The sequence below is a fragment of the Clostridium sp. MD294 genome (assembly GCF_000364165.2).
Taxonomy (GTDB): domain Bacteria; phylum Bacillota; class Clostridia; order Lachnospirales; family Anaerotignaceae; genus Coprocola.
The window spans coordinates 2,390,912-2,413,214 of the sequence record NZ_CP097810.1; the positions used below are offsets into that span (position 1 = coordinate 2,390,912).

Here is a 22,303-nt window from a genome sequence, read left to right on the forward strand (position 1 = left end):
AAACACTTGCAGCCATATTATTAGGGGCAAGTATTTTTTGTAATATTATCCAACGAAAATTTTTGTAATATCATTATACATAATAAATGCCATAAAAAGCATAAGACAAACAAATCCTGCAAAGTGTACTTTTCCCTCCATTTCAGGATTAACAGGTTTTCTGCGTATTGCTTCTAATAACAAAAATAACAGACGGCCTCCGTCCATAGCTGGTATAGGAAACAAATTTAACACTCCTAAATTTGCACTCAGTACTGCACCAATATACAATATATTTTGTATTGCTGCACCTATACTATATTTTATACCTGCTTCATAACTATCTCCTACAATTTGGAAAATACCTATAGGCCCTGAAATTTCTTCTCTGGAAGCATGAAATGTAAATACTTTTGCTAATCCCATAGCAGTATATCTTATATAAAACACCATAGTATCAAAACTATAGCTTATTGTGTCCCATATACTTGCTTTTTGATAATTTGTTTGTTCTTTTGAAAAAATACCTTGTTTAATGAGAGGAGAAAAGCCAATCAAATATCTTCCTGTTTCATCTGCTTTTGGCAATATTGTTGTTGTAATTTTTTTGTTGTCACGACGTACTTCTAATTCTATTGCTTGCCCTCTGTTTTCTGTCATAATCATTTGTAAATCATCATAAATATAAATATTTTTATCATTGATTTTTGTAATGACATCTCCTATTTGCAAACCTGCTTGCTGTGCTGGATAGCCTTCTGAAAGTGCTGTGATTTCAGGTGTTACAACAGCAGTAGTAGAAACAATGCAAATAACTAACAATAACGCCAATATAAAATTCATAAAAGGGCCTGCAAATACAACAGCAATTCTTATCCAAACACTCTTTTCTGAAAAGCTTCTTTCTGCAACCTCTCCTGTTGTATCCTCTCCCATCATACGACAAAAGCCGCCTATAGGTAATGCTCTTAAAGAATACAACGTTTCTCCTATTTGTTTTGAGGCAATCATTGGCCCCATACCTACAGCAAATTCTTCTACTAATATGCCACCCTTTTTTGCTACAATAAAATGCCCAAATTCATGTATTATTACAATAACACTTAACACAATAATAGATATAATAATAGACATCATATTTTTTGCCGCCTACCTTCCTATATACTGTTTTCTTCTGCAAAATTTCTTGCCCATCTATCTGCAGCAAGTAAATCTTGTAATGTATAGTTTTCTTTCACAGTATATGCGTTCATTGTTTGTTCTATTAGTAAAGGAATATCTAAAAAACCGATTTTTTTCTCTATAAATTTTTGTACTGCTACCTCATTTGCACTATTTAAAACAGCTGGCATAGTTCCCCCTATTTCCAATGCTTTATATGCTAATGACAAACATTGAAATGTTTCAAAATCTGGCTTTTCAAATGTCAAACAGTTTCTTTTTGTAAAATCCATTTTAGCATAATCATTTTTTGTTCTTTCTGGATAAGTTAAAGCATATTGTATAGGCACTTTCATATCTGGTTCGCCCATTTGTGCAATAATAGCACTATCTTCATATTCTACAGCGGAATGAATAATACTTTGAGGGTGTATTAAAACCTCAATTTGATTTGTTTTTACACCAAAAAGCCACTTCGCTTCCATCATTTCAAGACCTTTATTCATAAGTGTAGCAGAGTCTATTGTAATTTTTTTTCCCATATTCCAATTTGGGTGCTTCAAAGCATCTTCTACTGTTACATTTTTTAATTCTTCTCTTGTCTTTCCTCTAAAAGGCCCTCCAGAAGCAGTCAATAATATTCTTCTTATCGCATTTGATTTATTTCCTTGTAAACACTGAAAAATTGCAGAATGTTCGCTATCTACTGGATAAAGCGTTACATTTTTATTTTTGATTTCGTCCATGACAAGCTGTCCCGCTGAAACAAGTGTTTCTTTATTTGCTAAAGCAATATCTTTTCCGTGTCGTATTGCTTCAAATGTCGGTGCAATACCTACATTACCTACTACAGATGTTACAACCATATCCACCTCTTTCATGGAAGCAATTTCCATAAGGCCCTCCATTCCCCAAAGCACTGTAACAGGTTCTCCTACCAATCTTTCCCTTAGTTGCAATGCTCTGCCTATATCCATCATAGCAATTTTAGAAGGACGATATGTATAATATTGTTGTTCCATCAATTTCACATTTTGATTGCCAGTTAAACCAGCAACTTTTATATTTCCTAAATGTTTTACAACATCTAACGTCTGTGTTCCTATAGAGCCAGTAGACCCTAATATACTTATGGTTCTCAAAATATCATCTCCAAGCTTTTACAATTCTACACGTATTAAAAACATCATAATATAGTATACAACAGGAGCTGTCAAAAGTACACTATCAAATCTGTCTAATATCCCACCATGTCCAGGTATTAATTTTCCAAAATCTTTTATACCTGTATATCTTTTCATGGCAGATGCTGCTAAGTCCCCAATTTGTGATAATATAGAACCAAAAACACCTGTTAATCCACAAAGAAGAAACACATTTACTTCTTCTAGAGGGAATTTTTTTTCTATAAACCAACCATATAAAAGTGCTAACATTGTCGCTGTTACAACGCCTCCAATCGCTCCCTCTATTGTTTTTTTAGGACTTAATGTAGGTATCAATTTATGTTTACCCATTGTAACACCTGTAAAATATGCACCTGTATCGCACCCCCATGCAGAAATGAACGCAAGCCATATAAAAATATTTCCATAAATATAGGAACGAATTAAAAACACATGAGATAAAAGAAACATAACATAAAAAAAGCCAAAAAAAACTAACATCCCTTCTTCTGCATTTGTTTTTTGGTGAAAAAGAACAGTATAAATTAGCAATATTAGCAAAAGCAAAGAAACAAATACATTAAACATATTTTGCATATTTATAATTTTATCAATAAAAATCATATACACTATAGCAAAAAAATAGCCAATATATTGCACTCCTTTGCTTTTTAGAGAAAAAGCACTATAAAATTCGTGCATACCAATTAAGCCTGCTAATAATATAACAGCCTGCAAAGGTATTCCACCATATATTACAAAAAAAATTAGTACAGGCAAACCAACAACACTTGAAAGAATTCTAATTGTCATATTGTTTCCCTCCTCCTGCTATTTTCTGCCTCCAAAACGTCTTTCTCTATTTTGATATTGGTAAATGGATTGTTTTAAGTCATCTTCTGTAAAATCAGGCCACAGCTTATCAGAAAAACTTAATTCTGAATAAGCAATTTGCCAAAGTAAAAAATTGCTAATACGTTCTTCTCCACTTGTTCTAATGAGAAGTTCTGGGTCTGGCATATCTTTTGTATCAAGATATTGCTCTAGTTCTTTCTCTCCAACTTCTTCTGCTTTATATTTTCCTTCTGCAACATCTTTACATACTTTTCTAATCGCTCTCAACAGTTCATCTCTACCACCATAATTTAATGCAATATGAAGTTTCATCCCTGTTTTCTCTTTTGTCAATTCTTTTAATTGTATAATTTGTTGTTGTATGTCTTGGTCTAAACGTGTAATATCTCCTATAACATCAATACAAACATTATCCTTTTTTGCTTTATCAATATAATTTTTTAAATATTCTCTAAGCAAATCCATAATGCTTTTTACTTCTTCTTCAGACCTTTTCCAATTTTCAGTAGAAAAAGCATATACTGTCAAATGCTCTATTCCTAAATCTACTGCAGACTGTGAAATATTTTCAAGCGTTTTTGCACCTGCTTTATGTCCTGCTTTTCTAGGCAATGCTCTTTTTGTTGCCCATCTACCATTACCATCCATAATAATAGCGATGTGTTTTGGCATATTTTTTTCATCTAAATTTATTTCTTCTTTATTATTATTTATAAAAGGAAACATAATTTTTCTCCTTAAAGTCTTTTAAAAAATAACGCAGCAAGGACAGAAAGGCATTGCTTCCTGTCCTTCATATTATTACAATCTTATACAGACAATATGTCTTTACACTTCACTTCGCATTTTGTGTCAATCTTTCCTACATATTTATCTGTCATTTTTTGTATTTTTTCTTCCAAATCTTTTAATTCATCTTCTGGAATTTCTTTTTTCTTTTCCATTTTTTTGAAATTATCTATGGCATCTCTACGAATATTACGCAATGCTACTTTTGCATTTTCTGCTTTTTTCTTTACATCTTTTGTCAGTTCTTTTCTACGTTCTTCTGTTAATTCTGGAAATACAAGACGAATAACTTTTCCATCATTATTAGGATTAATACCTAAATCAGAAGCAGAAATTGCTTTTGAAATCGCTTTGAGCATAGAAGCGTCCCAAGGTTGAATTTGAATAAGTCTTGCCTCTGGTATTGTAATATTTCCTACTTGGTTAATAGGTGTTGGTGTGCCATAATAATCTACTGTAATTTTATCCAAAACATGAGGATTTGCACGTCCTGCTCTAATAGTAATGTATTCTCCCTCAAGTGATGTCAATGTTTTTTTCATTTTGTCCTCATAAACAGTTGTGTCTGTTGCCATAATCATTCCTCCTACTTTTTGCATTATTTACGCTGTTACAATCGTACCAATTTTTTCACCACTAACTGCTCTAATAATACTGTCTTTTTCATTCAAGCCGAATATTACAACAGTAATTTTTCTTTCAAAACAAAGATTTGCTGCTGCCATATCAATGACTTTTAAATTATTTTTTACAATATCTTCTGATTTGATACAATCAATTTTTTTTGCATTTTTATTGACAGCAGGGTCACTATCATACACACCATCAATATTTTTTGCAAAAAATAATCCATCTGCATCTAACTCTGCACCCCTCAAAGCTGTAATCGTATCTGTAGAAAAGAATGGGTGCCCTAAACCACCAGCAAATATTACTACTTTTCCTTTTTTCAAATGTGTTAAAGCACTTTCTTTTGAAAAAAGTTCTGTCATTGTACCAACAATAAAAGGCGTTTGTACTACAGTTTCAACACCTGTTTGTCGAAGTGCATCTGCTACATAAATCGCATTCATCACTGTCGCTAACATACCAATTTGATCTGCTTTTGTTCTATCCATTTGAGAATTTGCACTTCTTCCACGCCAAAAATTACCTCCGCCAATGACAAGACTTACTTGAGTGCCTTTTTGTAATATAACTTTTATTTGTCTTACAAGCTCGTCCACAACAGGCTGAAAAAATGTAACTCCCTCTTGTTCTCCAGCTAAAGCTTCTCCACTGACTTTTAATACAATCCTTTTATACATTGCAACAGCTCCCTTCTTTACTAATGTACCACACAACTATTTAAAATGCTATATTTTTTTCATATTCTGTCAAAATTCTTATAAAATATCCCAAAAAAAGGAAACACGCATAGGCAATGTTTCCTTTTTCTTTTGTTTCTTTACAATAAATATTATTGTATTTGTTTTGCTACTTCAGCAGCAAAATCTTCTTCTTTTTTCGCAAGACCTTCTCCTGTTTCAAAACGAACATAACGTGTAATTGTAATATCAGCACCAATTTCTTTAGCAACAGAATTGATATATTGTTGTACTGTCATATCACCATCTTTTACATAAGCTTGTTCTACTAAACAGATTTCTTTTAATTCTTTTTTCAATCTGCCTTCAATCATTTTTGCAATAATATTGTCAGGTTTAGATGCGTTTTTAGGGTCTTCTTTTGCTTGTACTGTCAAAATTTCTGTTTCTTTATCAATAAATTCTTGTGGAACGTCTTTTGTTGCTATGAATTGTGGGTTTAATGCTGCAATTTGCATAGCAATGTTTTTGCCCAATTCTTCCAAAGCATCTACTTCTTTTTCACAAGCTAATTCAATCATAACGCCAATTCTACCGCCACCATGAATATAAGAAACTAATTTACCTGCATTTTCTTTTGTATATCTTTCAAAACGTCTGATATTCAAATTTTCGCCAATAACAGCAACTTGCTGGCTTAATTCTTCTTTTACTGTAAACTGTGGGTCATCTTGCCATGTTTCAGCAAAAAAGGCGTCCATATCTACTGCACTTGATTTTGTAACTTGTTTTGCCACAGCGTCAACATAATCACGGAATTTTTGATTTTTTGCAACAAAGTCTGTTTCAGAGTTTACTTCTACAATCGCACCAACTTTATTATCATCAGACAAGTGTATCGCAACAATACCTTCTGCTGCAATTCTTCCTGCTTTTTTCGCAGATGCTGCAAGGCCTTTTTCTCTTAATACTTCTACTGCTTTATCCATATCATTGTTTGTTTCTTCTAATGCCTTTTTGCAGTCCATCATACCTGCGCCTGTCATTTCTCTAAGTTCTTTTACTTTTTTCATATCTACTGCCATAATTTTAAAACCTCCATATTTTATTTTATGTGGATACTTATTTTCTCAAAAAAACCCCAGCCCAATGAGCAGGCTGAGGCTTGGGCATATTGCCTTATATTATGCTTATTCTTCTGTTTCTGCTTCTTCTTGTTCCATGCCAGCCATTTCTTCGCCTTGTTTAGACTCGATAACAGCATCTGCTATTTTAGAAGCAATCAGTTTTACTGCTCTAATTGCATCGTCATTTCCTGGTATAACATAATCAACTTCTTCAGGGTCACAGTTTGTATCTACTATAGCAACAATAGGAATACCTAATGTATGTGCTTCCTGAATAGCAATTCTTTCTTTTCTTGGGTCAACAATAAACATTACGTCTGGTACTCTTGTCATTTCTTTAATACCACCCAAGTTATTGTCCAATTTTTCTTTTTCATGAAGTAATGCAGCAACTTCTTTTTTTGTTAATACATCAAATGTACCATCTTCCTGCATTTCTTCTAATTCTTTTAATCTAGCAATTCTAGTTTTAATTGTGCTGAAGTTTGTAAGCATACCACCCAACCATCTCTGATTTACATAGTACATACCACATCTTTCAGCTTCTTCTTTAATAGAGTCTTGTGCTTGTTTTTTTGTACCAACAAAAAGAATTTCTCCACCATCTTTTATAATATCGCTTACTGCTGTATATGCTTCATCTACTTTTTTTACTGTTTTTTGTAAGTCAATGATATAAATACCATTTCTTTCAGCAAAAATGTATTCTGCCATTTTAGGGTTCCATCTTCTTGTCTGATGGCCAAAGTGTACACCAGCCTCTAACAATTGTTTCATAGAAATTACGCTCATTTTATTTACCTCCTTGGTTAGTCCGCCCCATTTTCCATTTTTCTAAACGACTTTAAAAAGCACCAGTTCAGTGTATGAAAATAGGTGAGTTATATTTTTTACCTTGTGCATTATATCATAGCTAAAAAAATATTACAACCATTTTATTTCAAAATTTGTAAAAATTCTATTTTTACAAACAATATCAATTAAAAAAGAAGTTACAGCATATCTCCTTGCCATAACTTCTTTACTAAAATTCATATAAAAATCATATTATTTATAAACTACTTTTAAAAAGTCAAGCCTACTACTATAAACAAACAAATCATCACTAATTCTATAATATCTTTTATAAGCTCTTTCTTATTGTCAATATATTTTTTTGTTTTCCATTGGCTAATATATTTTATCACAATATCCAAATCAAAAGATACTCCTAACAACACGCCTAAAAAACATTTTAGAGTAATAGAAAAATCACCAAAAATAATTATTGAAATAAATATCAAAGCTAATATACACTGTATTATTTTTAATTGATATTTTTTATTCATTTATGCCACTCTATTATTCTGCTTTTTCTTTTTTCTCTTGTTGTATATAGCCACATTGTATATTTGAACAAACAATTTTAGTATTTTTCTTTCCTTTCTCTTCCATATAGCTACCACAACGAGGACATTTTTCTCCTGTTGGTTTATTCCATGACATAAAATTACATTCTGAATTTTCACAGCCGAAATATTTTCTACCTTTTTTGGTCTTTTTTATGAGTATTTTTTCGCCACATTCTGGACAGGACACACCAGCCTCTTCATAAAATGCCTTTGCATTATGACATTCTGGGAAACCAGGACAAGCAATAAATTTCCCATAACGGCCATATTTTATTACCATATTTCTACCACATTTTTCACATATAATATCTGTTACTTCATCTTTAATATCTATTTTTTCTAACTTTTCTGCTGCATCTAACACTTCTTTATGAAAAGGAGGGTAAAACTCTCTTATAATCTGTTTCCATTCTCCTTTTCCTTCTTCCACTTTATCTAATTTATCCTCCATTGTTGCAGTAAAATGAATATCAACAATATCAGAAAAATAATTTTTCATAATATCATTTACAATTTCACCTAGTTCTGTTGGAAAAAGATTTTTATTTTCTTTTGTTACATAATTTCTTGTTTGTATTGTTGTCAATGTAGGAGCATACGTACTAGGACGCCCTACACCAATCTCTTCTAATGTCTTTACAAGAGAAGCATCTGTAAATCGTGGAGGGGGTTGTGTAAAATGTTGTATACCTTCTATCTCTTTTTGCTGCAATATTTGCCCTTGTTCTAAATTTACAATTTTTTCTGTTTCTTCTTTACTATAATTATAAACTTTTAAAAATCCTTCAAATTTTAATACAGAACCACCTGTTCTAAATTGATATTTATCACATTTTATTTTCACAGATAATGTATCATATACAGCAGGACTCATTTGACTAGCAATAAATCTTTCCCAAATCAATTTATATAGCTTATATTGGTCTTTTGACAAAGACTCTTTAATACTTTCTGGTGTACGAGAAGCACTTGTCGGTCTAATTGCTTCATGAGCATCTTGTGTTTTTCCTTTTGATTTATATACTGCTCTTTCAGGATTTACATATTCTTTACCATAAGTTTCATCAATAAACTGTACTGCCTGATGATATGCTTCATCAGAAACACGAAAAGAGTCTGTTCTAATATAAGAAACAATACCGATTGTTCCTTCTCCTTTTATATCAATACCTTCATATAGCTGTTGTGCTATAATCATTGTTTTTTGTGTTGTCATATTCAAATGTTTGCTTGCTTCTTGCTGCAATGTACTTGTTGTAAAAGGTGCAACAGGTTTTTTTATTCTTGTACCCTTTTTGACATCTGTTACAACAAACTCTTTTAATTTTATTTGTTCTATAATGCTATTTGTTTCTGTTTCATTGTGTAATTCTATTTTTTCTTTTTCTGTACCATAAAATTTAGCATTTATATCATTTTTATACTCATCTGTCAAATGTGCTGTAATTGTCCAATATTCTTCTGGTATAAAACTATTTATTTCTTCTTCTCTGTCACAAATCATTCTTAAAGCAACAGATTGTACACGACCAGCACTTAATCTGCCTTTTACTTTTTGCCAAAGCAAATCACTTATAGTATATCCTACTACTCTGTCAAGAATTCTTCTTGCCTGTTGTGCATTGACTAAATCCATATCAATCTCTCTCGCTTCTGAAATGGATTTTTTTACTGCATTTTTTGTAATTTCATTAAATGTAATACGACTAATTGGTTTTTCTTTTAAATTTAAAGCATGAAGTAAATGCCAACTAATCGCTTCTCCTTCTCTATCAGGGTCTGTTGCTAAATAGACCTTATCTGCTGATTTTGCCTGTTTTCTTAGCTGGCTTAGTAATTCCCCTTTTCCCCTTATTGTAATATATTTTGGTTCATAGTCATGTTCTATATCAATTCCAAGCTGACTTTTAGGTAAATCTCTCACATGACCCATAGATGCCTCTATTTTATAAGTATTTCCCAAAAATTTTTTTATTGTTTTTGCTTTTGCAGGTGACTCTACAATGACCAGATGTTTTTTGTCTTCTTTTGTCTTTTTTGGCTTTTTCACTTCTTTTTTTTCTGACATCAATAACACCTCTCAATATTCTCTAATATAACCTGATTGAGGTAATTTTCGTATTCTTCCCATAATTTCTAGTAATGTTAATGAATATTGTACTTCTTGTATCTCTCTTTTTAGTTTTCTACTTATGGTTTCTACATCAATCGCCTCTTGCCCAATACAATCATAGACTTCTTTTTCTTCTTTTTTCATATTTTCTAGCATATGCTGTTGAAATTGTTGTTTTTCCTTTTCTGAAAAAGCAATACCTAATGCCACTAAAACATCTTCAAACTCTGTAATAATAGGACAGCCCTGTTTAATTAAATTATTTGTGCCCTCACTTAAAGCACTTGTTACATTTCCTGGTACTACAAAAACTTCTCTGCCATTATTTAACGCTTGGTCTGCTGTAATGAGTGTTCCACTTTTTTTACCAGCTTCTACTACAATTGTAATAGCAGATAATCCACTGATAATACGGTTTCTTTTTGGAAAATTTTGAGGATAAACTGGTGTATTAGGTGGATACTCTGATATAACACAACCATTTTGTATAATACGTTCCATAAGCTCTTTGTGTTCCACAGGATAGCAAATATCCACTCCTGTCCCTAATACAGCAATGGTTTGCCCTCCTCCATCTAATACTCCTTTATGTGCTATTCCATCAATACCTGTTGCCATACCACTTACAACAGTAATATTTGCCTTTGCTAAATCATTCGCTAATTTATATGTTACAGAAGCACCATAATGAGAACATCTTCTTGCTCCTACAATACTTACTTTATCAATATTATCATCTGGCAAATATCCCCTCATATAAAAACCAATAGGAGGGTCATATATCTGTTTTAATAAATAAGGATATTGCTCATTTTTAATAGAAACAAAACGAATTTCTTTTTCTTCTAATTCCTCTATCCATTTCTCTAACTGTGTTTGTTTTTTTGCCTCTTTTATTGCATGACAACAAAAAGTGCCTATTCCCTTTACTTCTCTTAAATCACTAAAAGAAGCCTTCCAAATCTCCTCTGCTGTACCAAAATAGTCTAATAACAACATTGCTTTATGAACACCAATAGAGGGAATACGAGAAAGCCACATCATATAATATTCTTCCATATATTTCTCCCCCTCTCCCAATATACAGTGCCACAAAATAATATTCGAAATCTCTCCTATCATAAAACCTTTTTGAAATAAATTCAATATAAATTTTTTGAAATTTATATTTTTTATAAAAAAAGGACTGTTTTTTGACAGTCCTAAATACTAAAAATGCTGCTTTTATTTTATATTTCAATCTCTCTCCATACAAAACTTTCCACAATATTATCAGCAACTTCTTCTACATTTTCTGTTCCTTTTTCTCCGAAATCTGTTGTTTGTACTACAATATGAGCTTTTTCTCCTATAATATAATGTTGTATTGTTTTTACTGGTGGGTCATTTTGTTCATCATTTACTTCAATACGAAATACACAATACCCATTTGGAGAGGTAAACTCCTCTGTTACTAAATTATGATATTGTTCTTGTTTTAATTCCAATTTTAATTGATATAATATTGCAGAAATTAATATATCATATTCTTCTTTTTTATATTGATTTTGACGATATTCTACAGAAATATTTGTTGTTGTATTTGTAATTTCTTCTCCTTTTTTGATATAAAAAGCACTTTCTTCTTCAGAATAATTTTCCAAAAACACCCAATCTTCATATACATTATAAGTTCCAAATATTTTTTCCTCTTTATAAACAGAAGGAGTTATCTTTTGTTGTACTGATGGTTGTTGTACTTGTTGCTGTTGTGATTGTTCTACCTCTTTTTTTGTACAGCCTTCTACTAAAAAAAGCAACATAATACAAAATAGCATATTTATTTTTCTTTTCATATGTTTTTTTCCACCTTCCCCTATTTTTACTATCATAACATATTCTATTTAAAATCACCATACATATGTTTTGTTTTTTGTTGAAAAATCATAAAATTATTGTTATTATGAAAAAAACAGTACAATACTGTTTCAAAAAGGAGGAATGAAAATGCTTTCAAAAATAATTAGTAGTGGGATATTAGGTATTAATGGACACCTTATAGATGTGGAAGTAGATTTAAGCAATGGTTTACCTGCTTTTGATTTGGTAGGACTACCTGACTCTGCTGTAAAAGAGTCTCGTGAACGTGTCAGAACAGCTATTAAAAATTCTGGTTTTTTATTTCCTGTGAAAAGAATTACAGTCAATTTAGCACCCGCTCATATGAAAAAAGAAGGAGTTGCTTTTGATTTACCTATTGCTATAGGTATTTTGTGCTGTATGGAATTGTTTTCTCCCACTACTGTCGAAAATACATTAATATTAGGAGAGTTATCTTTAGACGGCTCTGTACGTCCTGTAAAGGGCGTATTGCCTATGGTGCATAATGCCAAAGAAAAAGGAATTTCTCGTTGTATTGTTTCTATTGAAAATGCAGAAGAAGCAGCACTTGTCAAAGATATAGAAGTCTATCCCATAACACACTTAAATGATGTCATTGCTTTTTTACAAAAAAAGAAACAAATTTCTCCTTTTACTGTTGATTTTCATTCTCTTTTTTCAAAAGACATAGAGCAAAACACTTTTTTAGATTTTTCTGATGTAAAGGGACAAGAAAGTGCCAAAAGAGCATTAGAAATTGCTGCTAGTGGTATGCACAACGCATTATTGATTGGGCCTCCTGGAACAGGCAAAACAATGCTTGCAAAAAGGCTCTCCACTATATTACCTGATTTAACTTTTGAAGAAAGCATTGAAATTACAAAAATATATAGTGTGGCAGGTCTATTGCCTTCTCAAAATACATTAATTCGTCAAAGACCTTTTCGTTCTCCTCATCACACAATATCTCCTTCTGCACTGACAGGAGGTGGAAGAATACCACGTCCTGGAGAAATATCACTAGCACATAATGGTGTATTATTTTTAGACGAATTACCAGAATTTCAAAGAGGTGCTTTGGAAATTATGCGTCAACCTTTAGAAGATGCTAAAGTAACAATTGCTCGTGTCAGCGGAACATTAACATATCCCTCTAATTTTATGTTAATTGCTGCTATGAACCCCTGCCCTTGTGGCTATTTAGGGGACAGTAATCGTTGTCATTGTTCTTTGAATGAAATTACAAAATATCACAATAAAATTAGTGGCCCACTTATTGACCGTATTGATTTAATGGTAGAACTGCCTGCACTTTCCTATCAATCATTAGAACAGAGCTGTTGCGGAGAAAGTTCTGCACAAATAAAACAAAGAGTGCTTCAAGCACAACAAATACAATTAGAAAGATATAAAAATGAAAATTTCTTTTTTAATTCTCAGCTTGGTGCAGCACAAATTGAACACTATTGTCATTTAGGACAAAAAGAAAAAACATTATTGCAAACAGCATTTGACCGTATGAATTTTAGTGCCAGAGCATATCACAAAATATTAAAAGTTGCTCGTACTGTTGCTGATTTAGAAGGTTGTAAAGACATCAATACAAAACATATTGCAGAAGTAATACAGTATCGTAGTTTGGATAGAAAATATAAAATGTAACAATACAAAAAATACAAAAGAGGTCATGTTTCTATGAGAAGTATAAGAGAGTAGTTTCATAAAGTATGAGTAAAAATTGCTTGTGCTGAATAAAAAAGTGACGAAATATGACACTTTTTTGTAATAAAATAAAAATTAAAATTTCTTTCAAAAGAACTAAAATTATACAATGTTATGTTCTCCTTTTTTGCTAATTAAAATCAGCACTTGATATTATTGAAGTAAACACTATAATAGATACATAATTCAAAATGAAAAAGAACAAGCAATTTTTTATATTACTTGTTCTTTTTTTATAAACTATAATAATAAAATTTTTTGGTATTATATTACTTACAAATCACTTAAATCATTTTTTAGTAATATTTTTTACTGAAAAGCATCTTTAAAAAATGTTTCTAGCTTATCAAAAGGAATTACATCCATTTGGTCATATAAATCTGTATGAGAAGCTTCAGGAATAATCATAAGTTCTTTATTATCTCCTTTTAAAAGTTTATATGCTTCTTGACTATACATTAAAGAATGAGCATTTTCTCCATGTATCAATAAAACAGCACTTCTAATTTCGGGAGCATATTCAAACAAACGCATATTCATAAGAGAGCCACTTGCTGTTGTTGTCCAGCCATTATTAGAATTAGCACAGCGAGGGTGATAACCTCTTTCTGTTTTATAATAGTCAATATAATCTTTTAAATACTGAGGGGCATCTTCTGGAGCTTGTTCTGGTAAACCTCCACCAGAAGTATATACTCCATTTTTATATGCCTCTGTTCTTTGATTGTTGTATGCAACACGAGCTTCATATCTTCCATTTTCATCAATGGAGTCAAAATATCCAAGTGCTGTATTTCGGCTCATATCATACATAGTAATTGCAGCAGTTGCTTTTATTCTAGTATCAATTGCTGCTGTTTGTACTGCCATACCGCCCCAACCACAAATTCCAATCATTCCAATTTTTTCAGCGTCAACATTTTGTTGTGTTGAAAGAAAATCAATTGCTGCTTGATAATCTTCTACATTAATATCTGGTGAGTTAAATGCTCTCGGATAACCACCACTTTCTCCTGTAAAGGAAGGGTCAAAAGCCATTGTTAAAAATCCTTTTTTTGCCATTTCTTGAGCATAAAGTCCAGAACTTTGTTCTTTTACTGCACCAAATGGCCCACAAACCGCAATCGCTGGAAGCTTACCTGTATATTGTTTTGGCTCATAAACATCAGCAGCTAAAGTAATGCCAAAATGATTTGTAAATGTAACTTTTCTATGATTTACTTCATCACTGAGCGGAAAAACTTTATCCCATTCCTCTGTGAGTGCAATAGCTTCTGTGTGAATTGTCATATCTTTCATATCTGCATAATTAATCAAATTTGTTTCCTCCAATTCTTGTTGTTCAGATGTATTATTTTTTGCTTGTGTTTGTGTACTGCATGCTGTTGCAGATAAAGCAAGCATCACTGTAGCAAGTGTTAAAAAAATTCGTTTTTTCATTTTTTCTCCTTCTCTTCTATGTAAAAATTTTATTTATATTTTGCTATTTACAGCCAGTTTTTAACATTGTTAAAATTTATATTTGTTTTCATTTCATTGTTCTTGTTCCTTTTTTATTTTATAAATAAGATAATCAATACAATCAATATTATTATGTCTTTTATGAAGCATATTCAATAGTGATGTTCTATGTTGTAATAGTAATGATAACATTTCAGCCTTTTTTCCTTCTTGAGCAAACTTCATACATTTTTCAATCATAATATCATCACAATTAGCATCTATTAAATTTTGATAAAGTATACCATATGTATCTGTCGCTTCTGCCATATCATCACCTCCATTAACTGTAGTATATTCTATAAATGCTAATATGTCTAATACTTATCATTCATATCATGTTATTCTTTACAGTAATAACACAAAATGTTATACTAAATTGGGGGGGATATTATGGAAATAAGAGTTTTAAAATATTTTTTAGAAATTGCCAGAGAAGAAAATATGACAAGAGCAGCCGAAAGGCTTCATGTTTCACAGCCAACACTTTCCAAACAAATGAAAGAACTTGAAACAGAACTTGGCAAAAAACTCTTTCGTAGAGGAAGCAGCTGCATAAAACTTACTGATGAAGGTATGCTTCTGCGTAAAAGAGCAGAAGATATTATTGATATGGTTGACAAAACTACAAATGAATTTAAAACACTTGATGATATTACAGGTGGAGAAGTTAGAATTGGCTGTGCTGAGTCTTATCAAATAAGATACATCGCTAAAGTAATAAAAAAATTCAAACAAAAATATCCTCTATTTCAATATCATATTTTAAGTGGAAATACAGAACAAGTAACAGAACGACTTGATAAAGGTTTATTTGATTTTGCCATTATTGTAGAACCTCCTGATTTATCAAAATATCATTATATTGAAATACCAGAGGCAGATATATGGGGTGTTTTAATGAGGAAAGATAATCCTCTTTGTGAAAAAAAGGTAATTCATGCAAAAGATTTGTATGGTGTTCCTATGATATGCTCAGAACAATCTATGCTAACAGATATTCCTCGTTGGTGTGGAGAAAACATTGATATGCTTAATATATGTGGTTCTGTCAATCTTTTTTATAATGGTTCTATATTTGTAAAAGAAGGTGTATGTTGTATGCTTACTTTTGACAAACTTGCTGATACTAGTTCTGAAAGTGAACTTTGTTTTAGGCCATTAGAACCTGTTTTAAAAACAAAAATGTATGTGATATGGAAAAAATATCAGATTTTTACGCCTATTACAAAATTATTAATAGAACAAATCAAACAAGAAATTTATTAAACTATATTTATATACTATAAAATACAAATCAAAATATTGAAAAGAGCATAAAAGTTCGTTATACTATACAAAAAATCAGATAAATAGCCAAATTATTGTAAATGTAATTTTAAATTAGTAAAGGAGTTTTTATTATGGGACTTATTAAAGCAGGAATGGGTGCATTGAGAGGAACACTTGCAGACCAATGGAAAGAATTTTTTTACTGTGATGCAATGGATAAAGATGTCCTTGTTACAAAAGGTAAAAAACGTATCAATTCTCATTCTTCCAATAAAAAGGGAAATGATAATATTATTTCAAATGGCAGTATCATTGCAGTAGCAGATGGTCAATGTATGATAATTGTTGAACAGGGGAAAGTGGTAGAAGTATGTGCTGAAACTGGAGAATTTCAATATGACACTTCTTCAGAACCAAGTATTTTTACTGGAGGTCTTGGTAAAGGTATCAAAGAAACATTTCAAGCAATAGGAAAACGTTTTACATATGGTGGTGATACTGCAAAAGACCAACGTATATACTATTTTAATACAAAAGAATTGCTTGATAATAAATTTGGGACACCAAATCCGATACCTTTTCGTGTGGTAGATGCTAAAATTAATTTAGATGTAGATGTTTCTATACGTTGCTCAGGTGTATATTCTTATAAAATTACTGATCCACTACTATTTTATACAAATGTTTGCGGAAATGTGGAACAAGACTTTACACGTAATGAACTAGACGGGCAGCTAAAAACCGAATTTATTAGTGCATTGCAGCCTGCATTTGCTAGACTTTCAGATTTAGAATTACGTCCAAATCAAATCGTTGCTCATAACACAGAATTAGAAAATGCTATGAATGTTGCACTTTCCACAAAGTGGGGACAATTACGTGGATTAAAAGTAATTAGTATAGCACTTGGTTCTGTTAGTTTGTCAGAAGAAGATACCAAAATAATTCAGCAACTTCAACGCACAGCAGTTTTACAAAATACTAATATGGCTGGAGCTACTTTAGTAGGTGCACAAGCAGATGCTATGAAAGCAGCAGCTTCTAATTCAGCGGGTGCTATGAATGGTTTTGTAGGTATGGGTATGGCAATGAATGCAGGTGGTACAAATGCACAAAATCTATTTACTATGGGACAGCAGCAACAAATAAATCAACCAGTACAACAAACAACACAACAACCAATAAAATCAGGTAGTTGGAAATGCCATTGTGGCACGGTAGCAACTGGAAAATTTTGTTCTAACTGTGGTACTGCAAAACCTCAAAATGATAGTGAATGGATTTGTCATTGTGGTGCAGTAAATAAGGGAAAGTTCTGCTCCAATTGTGGTACAAAAAAACCAACTGCTACATTGCTTTATCAATGTAATAAATGTGGTTGGAAACCAGAAGACCCTAGCTCTCCACCAAAATTTTGCCCAGAATGTGGAGATATTTTTGATGAAAATGATAGAATGTAAATGCTAATAAAAATGAAATGTCGCTTTATATCATAAGGCGACATTCCTGTAAGTCTAAAAAACCTCATTTTGCCGCAAAAAGCAAGGGGTATGGGGAGTGCAACTCTCCATTCTAATCCGCAAGGCGAGCTTTGCCCGCCTGAGGAAAACAGCGAGTTTTAAGGCTTTTAAGCCTATGAAACAAGCTGTTTATACTTCTATTTAAACAAGTCGAAAACCTGTTTTTGACTTAGCGTGTCGACTTTATCAACACGCTAAAATGTCGCTTTATATTATAAGGCGACATTCCATTTACATACTATAAACTGAAAGGAGTATTTATATGACAGAAATACAAGAATATAAATGTCCATGTTGTGGTGGTGCTATAGCTTTTGATAGTACATTACAAAAAATGAAATGTCCTTATTGTGATACAACATTTGATATAGAAACATTGATAAATTATGACAATGAATTAAAAAATGAACAAGCAGATGATATGACATGGGAAAACTCTAAAAAAGAAGAATGGCAAGAACAAGAAGCAAATAATCTACATTGCTATGTTTGCAAATCCTGCGGTGGTGAAATTACTTGTGATAAAAACACAGCAGCAACTTCCTGTCCATTTTGTGGAAATGCTGTTGTTATGATGGAACAGTTATCAGGTACAATAAAGCCAAATTATATAATACCATTTAAACTAGATAAAAAAGCTGCAGAAGCTGCTCTAAAAAAGCATTATGAAGGAAAACGTCTGTTGCCCAAAATATTCAAAGACCAAAATCACATAAAAGAAGTAAAGGGCATTTATGTTCCATACTGGTTATTTAATGCTGATGCAGATGTAACTATGCGTTACAAAGCAACAAAAACCCGAGCATGGAGTGATAGTAAATATTATTATACAGAAACTAGCTTTTTTTCTGTATGCAGAAATGGAAGTATTGGATTTGAGAGAGTTCCTGTTGATGGTTCTATTAAAATGCCAGATGATTTAATGGAGTCTTTAGAACCTTTTGATTTTTCACAGGCAGTAGATTTTCAAACTGCCTATTTAGCAGGCTATTTAGCAAATAAATATGATATAGATAGTGAACAAAGTATGAAAAGAGCGAACGAACGTATTCGAAAAAGTGCAGAAAAAGCTTTTGATGCAACAGTAAAAGGTTATCAATCCGTTATGAAAGAAAGTAGCAGCATACAATTACATAATGGAGAAATAAAATACGCTCTTTTTCCTGTATGGCTTTTAAATACAAAATGGAATAATCAAAATTATCTTTTTGCTATGAATGGTCAAAATGGAAAAATGATAGGAGATTTACCACTAGATAAAGTGGCATACAAAAAATGGCTGTTTGGCTTAACAGCTTTGATAGGTATCGTGTTATATGTGTTGTCCTATATCATTTGGGCGTTGTAGGAGGTGCAAAATATGAAAAATAAATCACATACATTGTTTTGTATACGTTTTTTTTATATTGTTTTTATTATTTTTATTGGTTTTGTCACTTCTATACACACTATATTTGCAGCAGCTAATATGCCACGACTTGTAGATGATGCAGAATTACTTTCAGATGCTGAAAAAACACAACTTCTTTATAAATTAGATGAAATCAGTGAAAGGCAACAGACTGATATTGTAGTAGTTACAGTTCCTTCTTTAAGAGGAGTATCCTCTGTAAAATATGCTGATGATTTTTACGATTATTATGATTATGGTTTTGGTGATGAAAAAGATGGCATACTTTTTATAATCAGTATGGAAGAAAGAGATTGGTACATATCAACGACAGGTTATGCAATAACAGCAGTTACAGATGCAGGTATGAAATATATGTCTGAACAATTCTTAAATGATTTAAGTGAAGGCAACTATGCAGAAGCATTTACAATTTTTGCAGATTTATGTGATGATTTTATCACACAAGCAAAAGCAGGTAAACCATATGATGTTGATAATATGCCAAAAGAACCTTTTTGGTTTATTGGCAATTTTTTGATTTGCTTTGGTATAGGATTTATTATTTCATTGATTGTAACAGGTATTATGAAAAGTAAATTAAAAACCATACGTCCTCAGTCAGCAGCAGACATTTATGTAAAAAACGGTAGTATGAATATAACAAAAAATAGTGACTTGTTTCTATATAGTCATATTGACCGCAGAAAAAAACCAGAAAACAATTCATCAGGTAGTCATTCAGGCGGTTCAAATACACACACATCTTCTTCTGGTAGAACACATGGTGGTAGCGGTGGAAAATTTTAAAAAATTATTTTTATTTTATTTCATAATACAATTTCCTCACTTAATAAGTGGGGATTTCTTTTACAATAATATAAATATATCTAAAAAATCAGTTTATGATGCTACAATTAAAAATATAATAACTAATTTGAGAAATTCAAATTATGATTTCAGTTATGTGAAAGGTGGAAATACTTTGTGACAGAATATAATAAATCAAAAATGTATTGTGTAATAGCAATGATAGGCTGGGGTAGTATGTTTATTGCAGCAAAATTAGCTTTTACTGCATTATCAGGTTTTATGTTAATTTTTTTTAGATACCTTATTGCTTCCATACTATTAACTATATTTTATAGAAAAATACCTTGTCCAAAATTAACAAAAGAAGACAAAAAAAATATATTGTTTATTGGTGTATTGGGTTATTTTCTTTCCAATGGATTGCAGTTAATTGGTACAAAATTTATTGCAGCATCTATAGCAGCTATTATTAATGCTATTACACCAGTTATAATTATATTATTTGCAGTAATTATATTAAAAGAAAAAAGTTCTATACAACAATTTATAGGTATTTTAATCACCGTGATAGGTTCTATTGTCATTATTGGTAATGTAGAAGGAGTAAGCTCTATATTAGGAGTTATTATTAGCTTTACTGGTATGATATTATGGGGATTAAGTTCTGTTATGATACGAAAGTGCTGTACAAATATAGAAGGAATATGGGTCACTATTTATGGAATGTTTATTGCTATGGTAGCAGATACTCCATTCATGATATATGAAATAATAAAAAATGGAATACCTCAATTCACACCTGTTGTATTATTTGCTGTTTTATGGCTGGGTGTTGTACCTACAGCAATTTCAAATCTCTTTTGGAGTAAAGCATTAGAAAACTTATCAGCAGCAAACTGTTCTTTATTTTATGCTTTGCTTCCTGTTGTTACAACAATATTAGGTATTATTATATTAAAAGAAAATATAACAATCAACTTTATAATAGGCGGTACAATTATTATAGCTGGAATGATAGTAGCAGTATTAGGGGAAAACAAAAAAGAAGTATAACATTTAACAAATTCATTCAATATTACAGAAAAAATGACAATATACTAATAAATATAGCCTTTGTGTCAAAACAAAGGCTATTCAATATTTCATACTATTTTTTATACTGTACTTCTGCTATGCTATTATAATACAACAATTATTTACATTCTATTTTAATACTTTGTATTTCTTCCAAATTTTTTATTTCTTTATCTAGTTCTATATAATAAACATAATCATTAAAACTTTGTTCTAATTCTATTGCAGAAATAGGCACACTTTTCCCATTGATAAATACTTTGATATGTTCATTTGCAGTAATAATATTTTTTGTTGCGACATCTTCTTCTACATTAATTGTTAAAATAGAATTTAATAATTTTATTAGTTGTTCTGTTTCGAGTGTTTTATAAATACAGAAATTAATTGTTATTTTTCCATTTCCAAATCTACTTTTTGTCAAATCTTTTACAGTCATTTTTTCACGCCATGCAATTTTAAATGAAGAAAGATACTGTTCATTTTCTCCCTTTGCATAAAACTCTTGTTTTTCGTTTTCACATTCATATAGTTCGTTTTGTTTTATTTTGTTAAGTTCTATCATAAAGCTAGAAATATTTTTCGACTTTTCTTGTGCATAGTCAATACGTGGTAATATCTCCCAATTTTTCACATAATCAAATGAAATTGTTCTTTTTTCCCAATCCCATGTTATATATTCACCATAAGAATGTTCCAACCCATCTATTCCATCTATGCTAACTAATATTTGTCCGTCTATACTATAAGAAGTATCATAACTAATATTAAAACCTTTTACTTTTATAAAAATATCAGTCGCTTGGGCAGTAAAAGCTACAGAACCTATTTTTTTATTTTCTTTTTCAATTTTATAATCTGCAGTTACTTCTTTATTTGGATTATAGTCTATATATAAACAGCGTTCTTCATCAACATAATTCAAATCAAAGCCATACTGTTCTAAGTCTTTGGCAATAACAACTGTGTTATCGTTTAAATTGTAGGAAGGTATAGGCAAACCATTGATATATGCGGTAATATCTGAATAAATCACTTTTGCTGTTTTAGCATAACTTATAGTATTTATCATGATAATACAACATAAAAATAACACAAATTTCAAAAGCTTTTTCATAAGCAGTCCTCCTATTTTTATTATGAAGTATAGTAATATAAAAAATATTATAATATGAACCAACTTTTACAGTTATTTGTATTATAACATAGTTATAATTTATTTCTACTTTAAATTAAAAATAAATTATATTTTGTATTTTATTGT

The 22,303-nt window shown here is 31.1% G+C and carries 21 protein-coding genes; 6 read left to right on the top strand and 15 right to left on the bottom strand.

All coding sequences use genetic code 11. The annotated features are described in order from the left end of the window. Window positions 1–45 precede the first annotated feature (45 nt). From rseP to C820_RS11955, 12 genes are all read right to left on the bottom strand, one after another. Entirely contained in the window at window positions 46–1,116 is a 1,071-nt protein-coding gene (gene rseP, locus C820_RS11900) for an RIP metalloprotease RseP (RefSeq protein WP_004033522.1), read from the bottom strand. Window positions 1,117–1,136: 20 nt separating this feature from the next. Next, entirely contained in the window at window positions 1,137–2,282 is a 1,146-nt protein-coding gene (locus C820_RS11905) for a 1-deoxy-D-xylulose-5-phosphate reductoisomerase (RefSeq protein ID WP_004033521.1), read from the bottom strand. 18 nt (window positions 2,283–2,300) lie between these two features. Continuing rightward, a complete protein-coding gene (locus tag C820_RS11910; RefSeq protein ID WP_004033512.1) occupies window positions 2,301–3,119 on the bottom strand; it encodes a phosphatidate cytidylyltransferase in 819 nt (272 codons plus the stop codon). A gap of 18 nt (window positions 3,120–3,137) precedes the next feature. Then, a complete protein-coding gene (gene uppS / locus C820_RS11915; protein ID WP_004033511.1) occupies window positions 3,138–3,887 on the bottom strand; it encodes an undecaprenyl pyrophosphate synthase in 750 nt (249 codons plus the stop codon). An 83-nt stretch (window positions 3,888–3,970) separates the two neighbouring features. Then, window positions 3,971–4,525, bottom strand: a complete 555-nt coding sequence (gene frr, locus C820_RS11920) for a ribosome recycling factor (protein WP_004033509.1) — start codon at window positions 4,523–4,525, stop codon at window positions 3,971–3,973. 27 nt (window positions 4,526–4,552) lie between these two features. Then, entirely contained in the window at window positions 4,553–5,257 is a 705-nt protein-coding gene (gene pyrH, locus C820_RS11925) for a UMP kinase (RefSeq protein WP_004033507.1), read from the bottom strand. Window positions 5,258–5,409: 152 nt separating this feature from the next. Next, window positions 5,410–6,342, bottom strand: a complete 933-nt coding sequence (tsf, locus tag C820_RS11930) for a translation elongation factor Ts (protein ID WP_004033506.1) — start codon at window positions 6,340–6,342, stop codon at window positions 5,410–5,412. 105 nt (window positions 6,343–6,447) lie between these two features. Continuing rightward, window positions 6,448–7,176: a 30S ribosomal protein S2 gene (rpsB, locus tag C820_RS11935; RefSeq protein WP_004033505.1), complete on the bottom strand. Its 729-nt coding sequence runs from the start codon at window positions 7,174–7,176 to the stop codon at window positions 6,448–6,450. A 272-nt stretch (window positions 7,177–7,448) separates the two neighbouring features. Then, window positions 7,449–7,712, bottom strand: coding sequence for a hypothetical protein (locus C820_RS11940; protein WP_004033504.1), 264 nt, complete (start codon window positions 7,710–7,712; stop codon window positions 7,449–7,451). Window positions 7,713–7,725: 13 nt separating this feature from the next. Next, window positions 7,726–9,843, bottom strand: coding sequence for a type I DNA topoisomerase (gene topA, locus C820_RS11945; protein WP_004033503.1), 2,118 nt, complete (start codon window positions 9,841–9,843; stop codon window positions 7,726–7,728). Window positions 9,844–9,855: 12 nt separating this feature from the next. After that, on the bottom strand, window positions 9,856–10,947 hold the full coding sequence (gene dprA, locus C820_RS11950) for a DNA-processing protein DprA (RefSeq protein ID WP_004033502.1): 1,092 nt from the start codon (window positions 10,945–10,947) through the stop codon (window positions 9,856–9,858). A gap of 170 nt (window positions 10,948–11,117) precedes the next feature. Next, window positions 11,118–11,723, bottom strand: coding sequence for a hypothetical protein (locus C820_RS11955; protein WP_004033500.1), 606 nt, complete (start codon window positions 11,721–11,723; stop codon window positions 11,118–11,120). Between the two features lie 151 nt (window positions 11,724–11,874). On the opposite strand from C820_RS11955, the gene C820_RS11960 reads away from it, so the two are divergent. Continuing rightward, complete coding sequence (locus C820_RS11960; protein WP_004033499.1) at window positions 11,875–13,410, top strand: YifB family Mg chelatase-like AAA ATPase; 1,536 nt, start codon at window positions 11,875–11,877, stop codon at window positions 13,408–13,410. Window positions 13,411–13,779: 369 nt separating this feature from the next. Here the strand turns inward: C820_RS11960 and C820_RS11965 are convergent, their stop codons facing one another. Then, a complete protein-coding gene (locus tag C820_RS11965) occupies window positions 13,780–14,754 on the bottom strand; it encodes an alpha/beta hydrolase (RefSeq protein ID WP_347562956.1) in 975 nt (324 codons plus the stop codon). A 249-nt stretch (window positions 14,755–15,003) separates the two neighbouring features. Then, entirely contained in the window at window positions 15,004–15,240 is a 237-nt protein-coding gene (locus C820_RS11970) for a hypothetical protein (RefSeq protein WP_004033495.1), read from the bottom strand. 123 nt (window positions 15,241–15,363) lie between these two features. Here C820_RS11970 and C820_RS11975 point away from each other — a divergent pair, with 123 nt between their 5' ends. From C820_RS11975 to C820_RS11995, 5 genes are all read left to right on the top strand, one after another. Then, entirely contained in the window at window positions 15,364–16,239 is an 876-nt protein-coding gene (locus C820_RS11975; RefSeq protein ID WP_004033494.1) for a LysR family transcriptional regulator, read from the top strand. 134 nt (window positions 16,240–16,373) lie between these two features. After that, entirely contained in the window at window positions 16,374–17,702 is a 1,329-nt protein-coding gene (locus C820_RS11980; protein ID WP_004033493.1) for an SPFH domain-containing protein, read from the top strand. A gap of 322 nt (window positions 17,703–18,024) precedes the next feature. After that, entirely contained in the window at window positions 18,025–19,110 is a 1,086-nt protein-coding gene (locus tag C820_RS11985; protein WP_004033492.1) for a TFIIB-type zinc ribbon-containing protein, read from the top strand. Between the two features lie 12 nt (window positions 19,111–19,122). Then, window positions 19,123–19,962, top strand: coding sequence for a TPM domain-containing protein (locus tag C820_RS11990; protein ID WP_004033491.1), 840 nt, complete (start codon window positions 19,123–19,125; stop codon window positions 19,960–19,962). Window positions 19,963–20,139: 177 nt separating this feature from the next. Next, window positions 20,140–21,018: a DMT family transporter gene (locus C820_RS11995; protein WP_004033489.1), complete on the top strand. Its 879-nt coding sequence runs from the start codon at window positions 20,140–20,142 to the stop codon at window positions 21,016–21,018. A 139-nt stretch (window positions 21,019–21,157) separates the two neighbouring features. Here C820_RS11995 and C820_RS12000 read toward each other — a convergent pair whose 3' ends face one another. After that, window positions 21,158–22,156 (bottom strand): hypothetical protein, encoded by a 999-nt coding sequence (locus tag C820_RS12000; RefSeq protein WP_004033485.1) that lies wholly within the window; start codon window positions 22,154–22,156, stop codon window positions 21,158–21,160. Window positions 22,157–22,303 lie beyond the last annotated feature (147 nt).

Coding starts and splice junctions, on each gene's coding strand:
- frr (WP_004033509.1), bottom strand. CDS start 4,525: ATGGCAACAGACACAACTGTTTATGAGGACAAAATGAAAAAAACATTG.
- C820_RS12000 (WP_004033485.1), bottom strand. CDS start 22,156: ATGAAAAAGCTTTTGAAATTTGTGTTATTTTTATGTTGTATTATCATG.
- C820_RS11955 (WP_004033500.1), bottom strand. CDS start 11,723: ATGAAAAGAAAAATAAATATGCTATTTTGTATTATGTTGCTTTTTTTA.
- dprA (WP_004033502.1), bottom strand. CDS start 10,947: ATGGAAGAATATTATATGATGTGGCTTTCTCGTATTCCCTCTATTGGT.
- tsf (WP_004033506.1), bottom strand. CDS start 6,342: ATGGCAGTAGATATGAAAAAAGTAAAAGAACTTAGAGAAATGACAGGC.
- C820_RS11980 (WP_004033493.1), top strand. CDS start 16,374: ATGGGACTTATTAAAGCAGGAATGGGTGCATTGAGAGGAACACTTGCA.
- C820_RS11910 (WP_004033512.1), bottom strand. CDS start 3,119: ATGACAATTAGAATTCTTTCAAGTGTTGTTGGTTTGCCTGTACTAATT.
- C820_RS11990 (WP_004033491.1), top strand. CDS start 19,123: ATGAAAAATAAATCACATACATTGTTTTGTATACGTTTTTTTTATATT.
- C820_RS11985 (WP_004033492.1), top strand. CDS start 18,025: ATGACAGAAATACAAGAATATAAATGTCCATGTTGTGGTGGTGCTATA.
- C820_RS11975 (WP_004033494.1), top strand. CDS start 15,364: ATGGAAATAAGAGTTTTAAAATATTTTTTAGAAATTGCCAGAGAAGAA.
- C820_RS11940 (WP_004033504.1), bottom strand. CDS start 7,712: ATGAATAAAAAATATCAATTAAAAATAATACAGTGTATATTAGCTTTG.
- C820_RS11960 (WP_004033499.1), top strand. CDS start 11,875: ATGCTTTCAAAAATAATTAGTAGTGGGATATTAGGTATTAATGGACAC.
- uppS (WP_004033511.1), bottom strand. CDS start 3,887: ATGTTTCCTTTTATAAATAATAATAAAGAAGAAATAAATTTAGATGAA.
- rseP (WP_004033522.1), bottom strand. CDS start 1,116: ATGATGTCTATTATTATATCTATTATTGTGTTAAGTGTTATTGTAATA.
- rpsB (WP_004033505.1), bottom strand. CDS start 7,176: ATGAGCGTAATTTCTATGAAACAATTGTTAGAGGCTGGTGTACACTTT.
- C820_RS11970 (WP_004033495.1), bottom strand. CDS start 15,240: ATGGCAGAAGCGACAGATACATATGGTATACTTTATCAAAATTTAATA.
- pyrH (WP_004033507.1), bottom strand. CDS start 5,257: ATGTATAAAAGGATTGTATTAAAAGTCAGTGGAGAAGCTTTAGCTGGA.
- topA (WP_004033503.1), bottom strand. CDS start 9,843: ATGTCAGAAAAAAAAGAAGTGAAAAAGCCAAAAAAGACAAAAGAAGAC.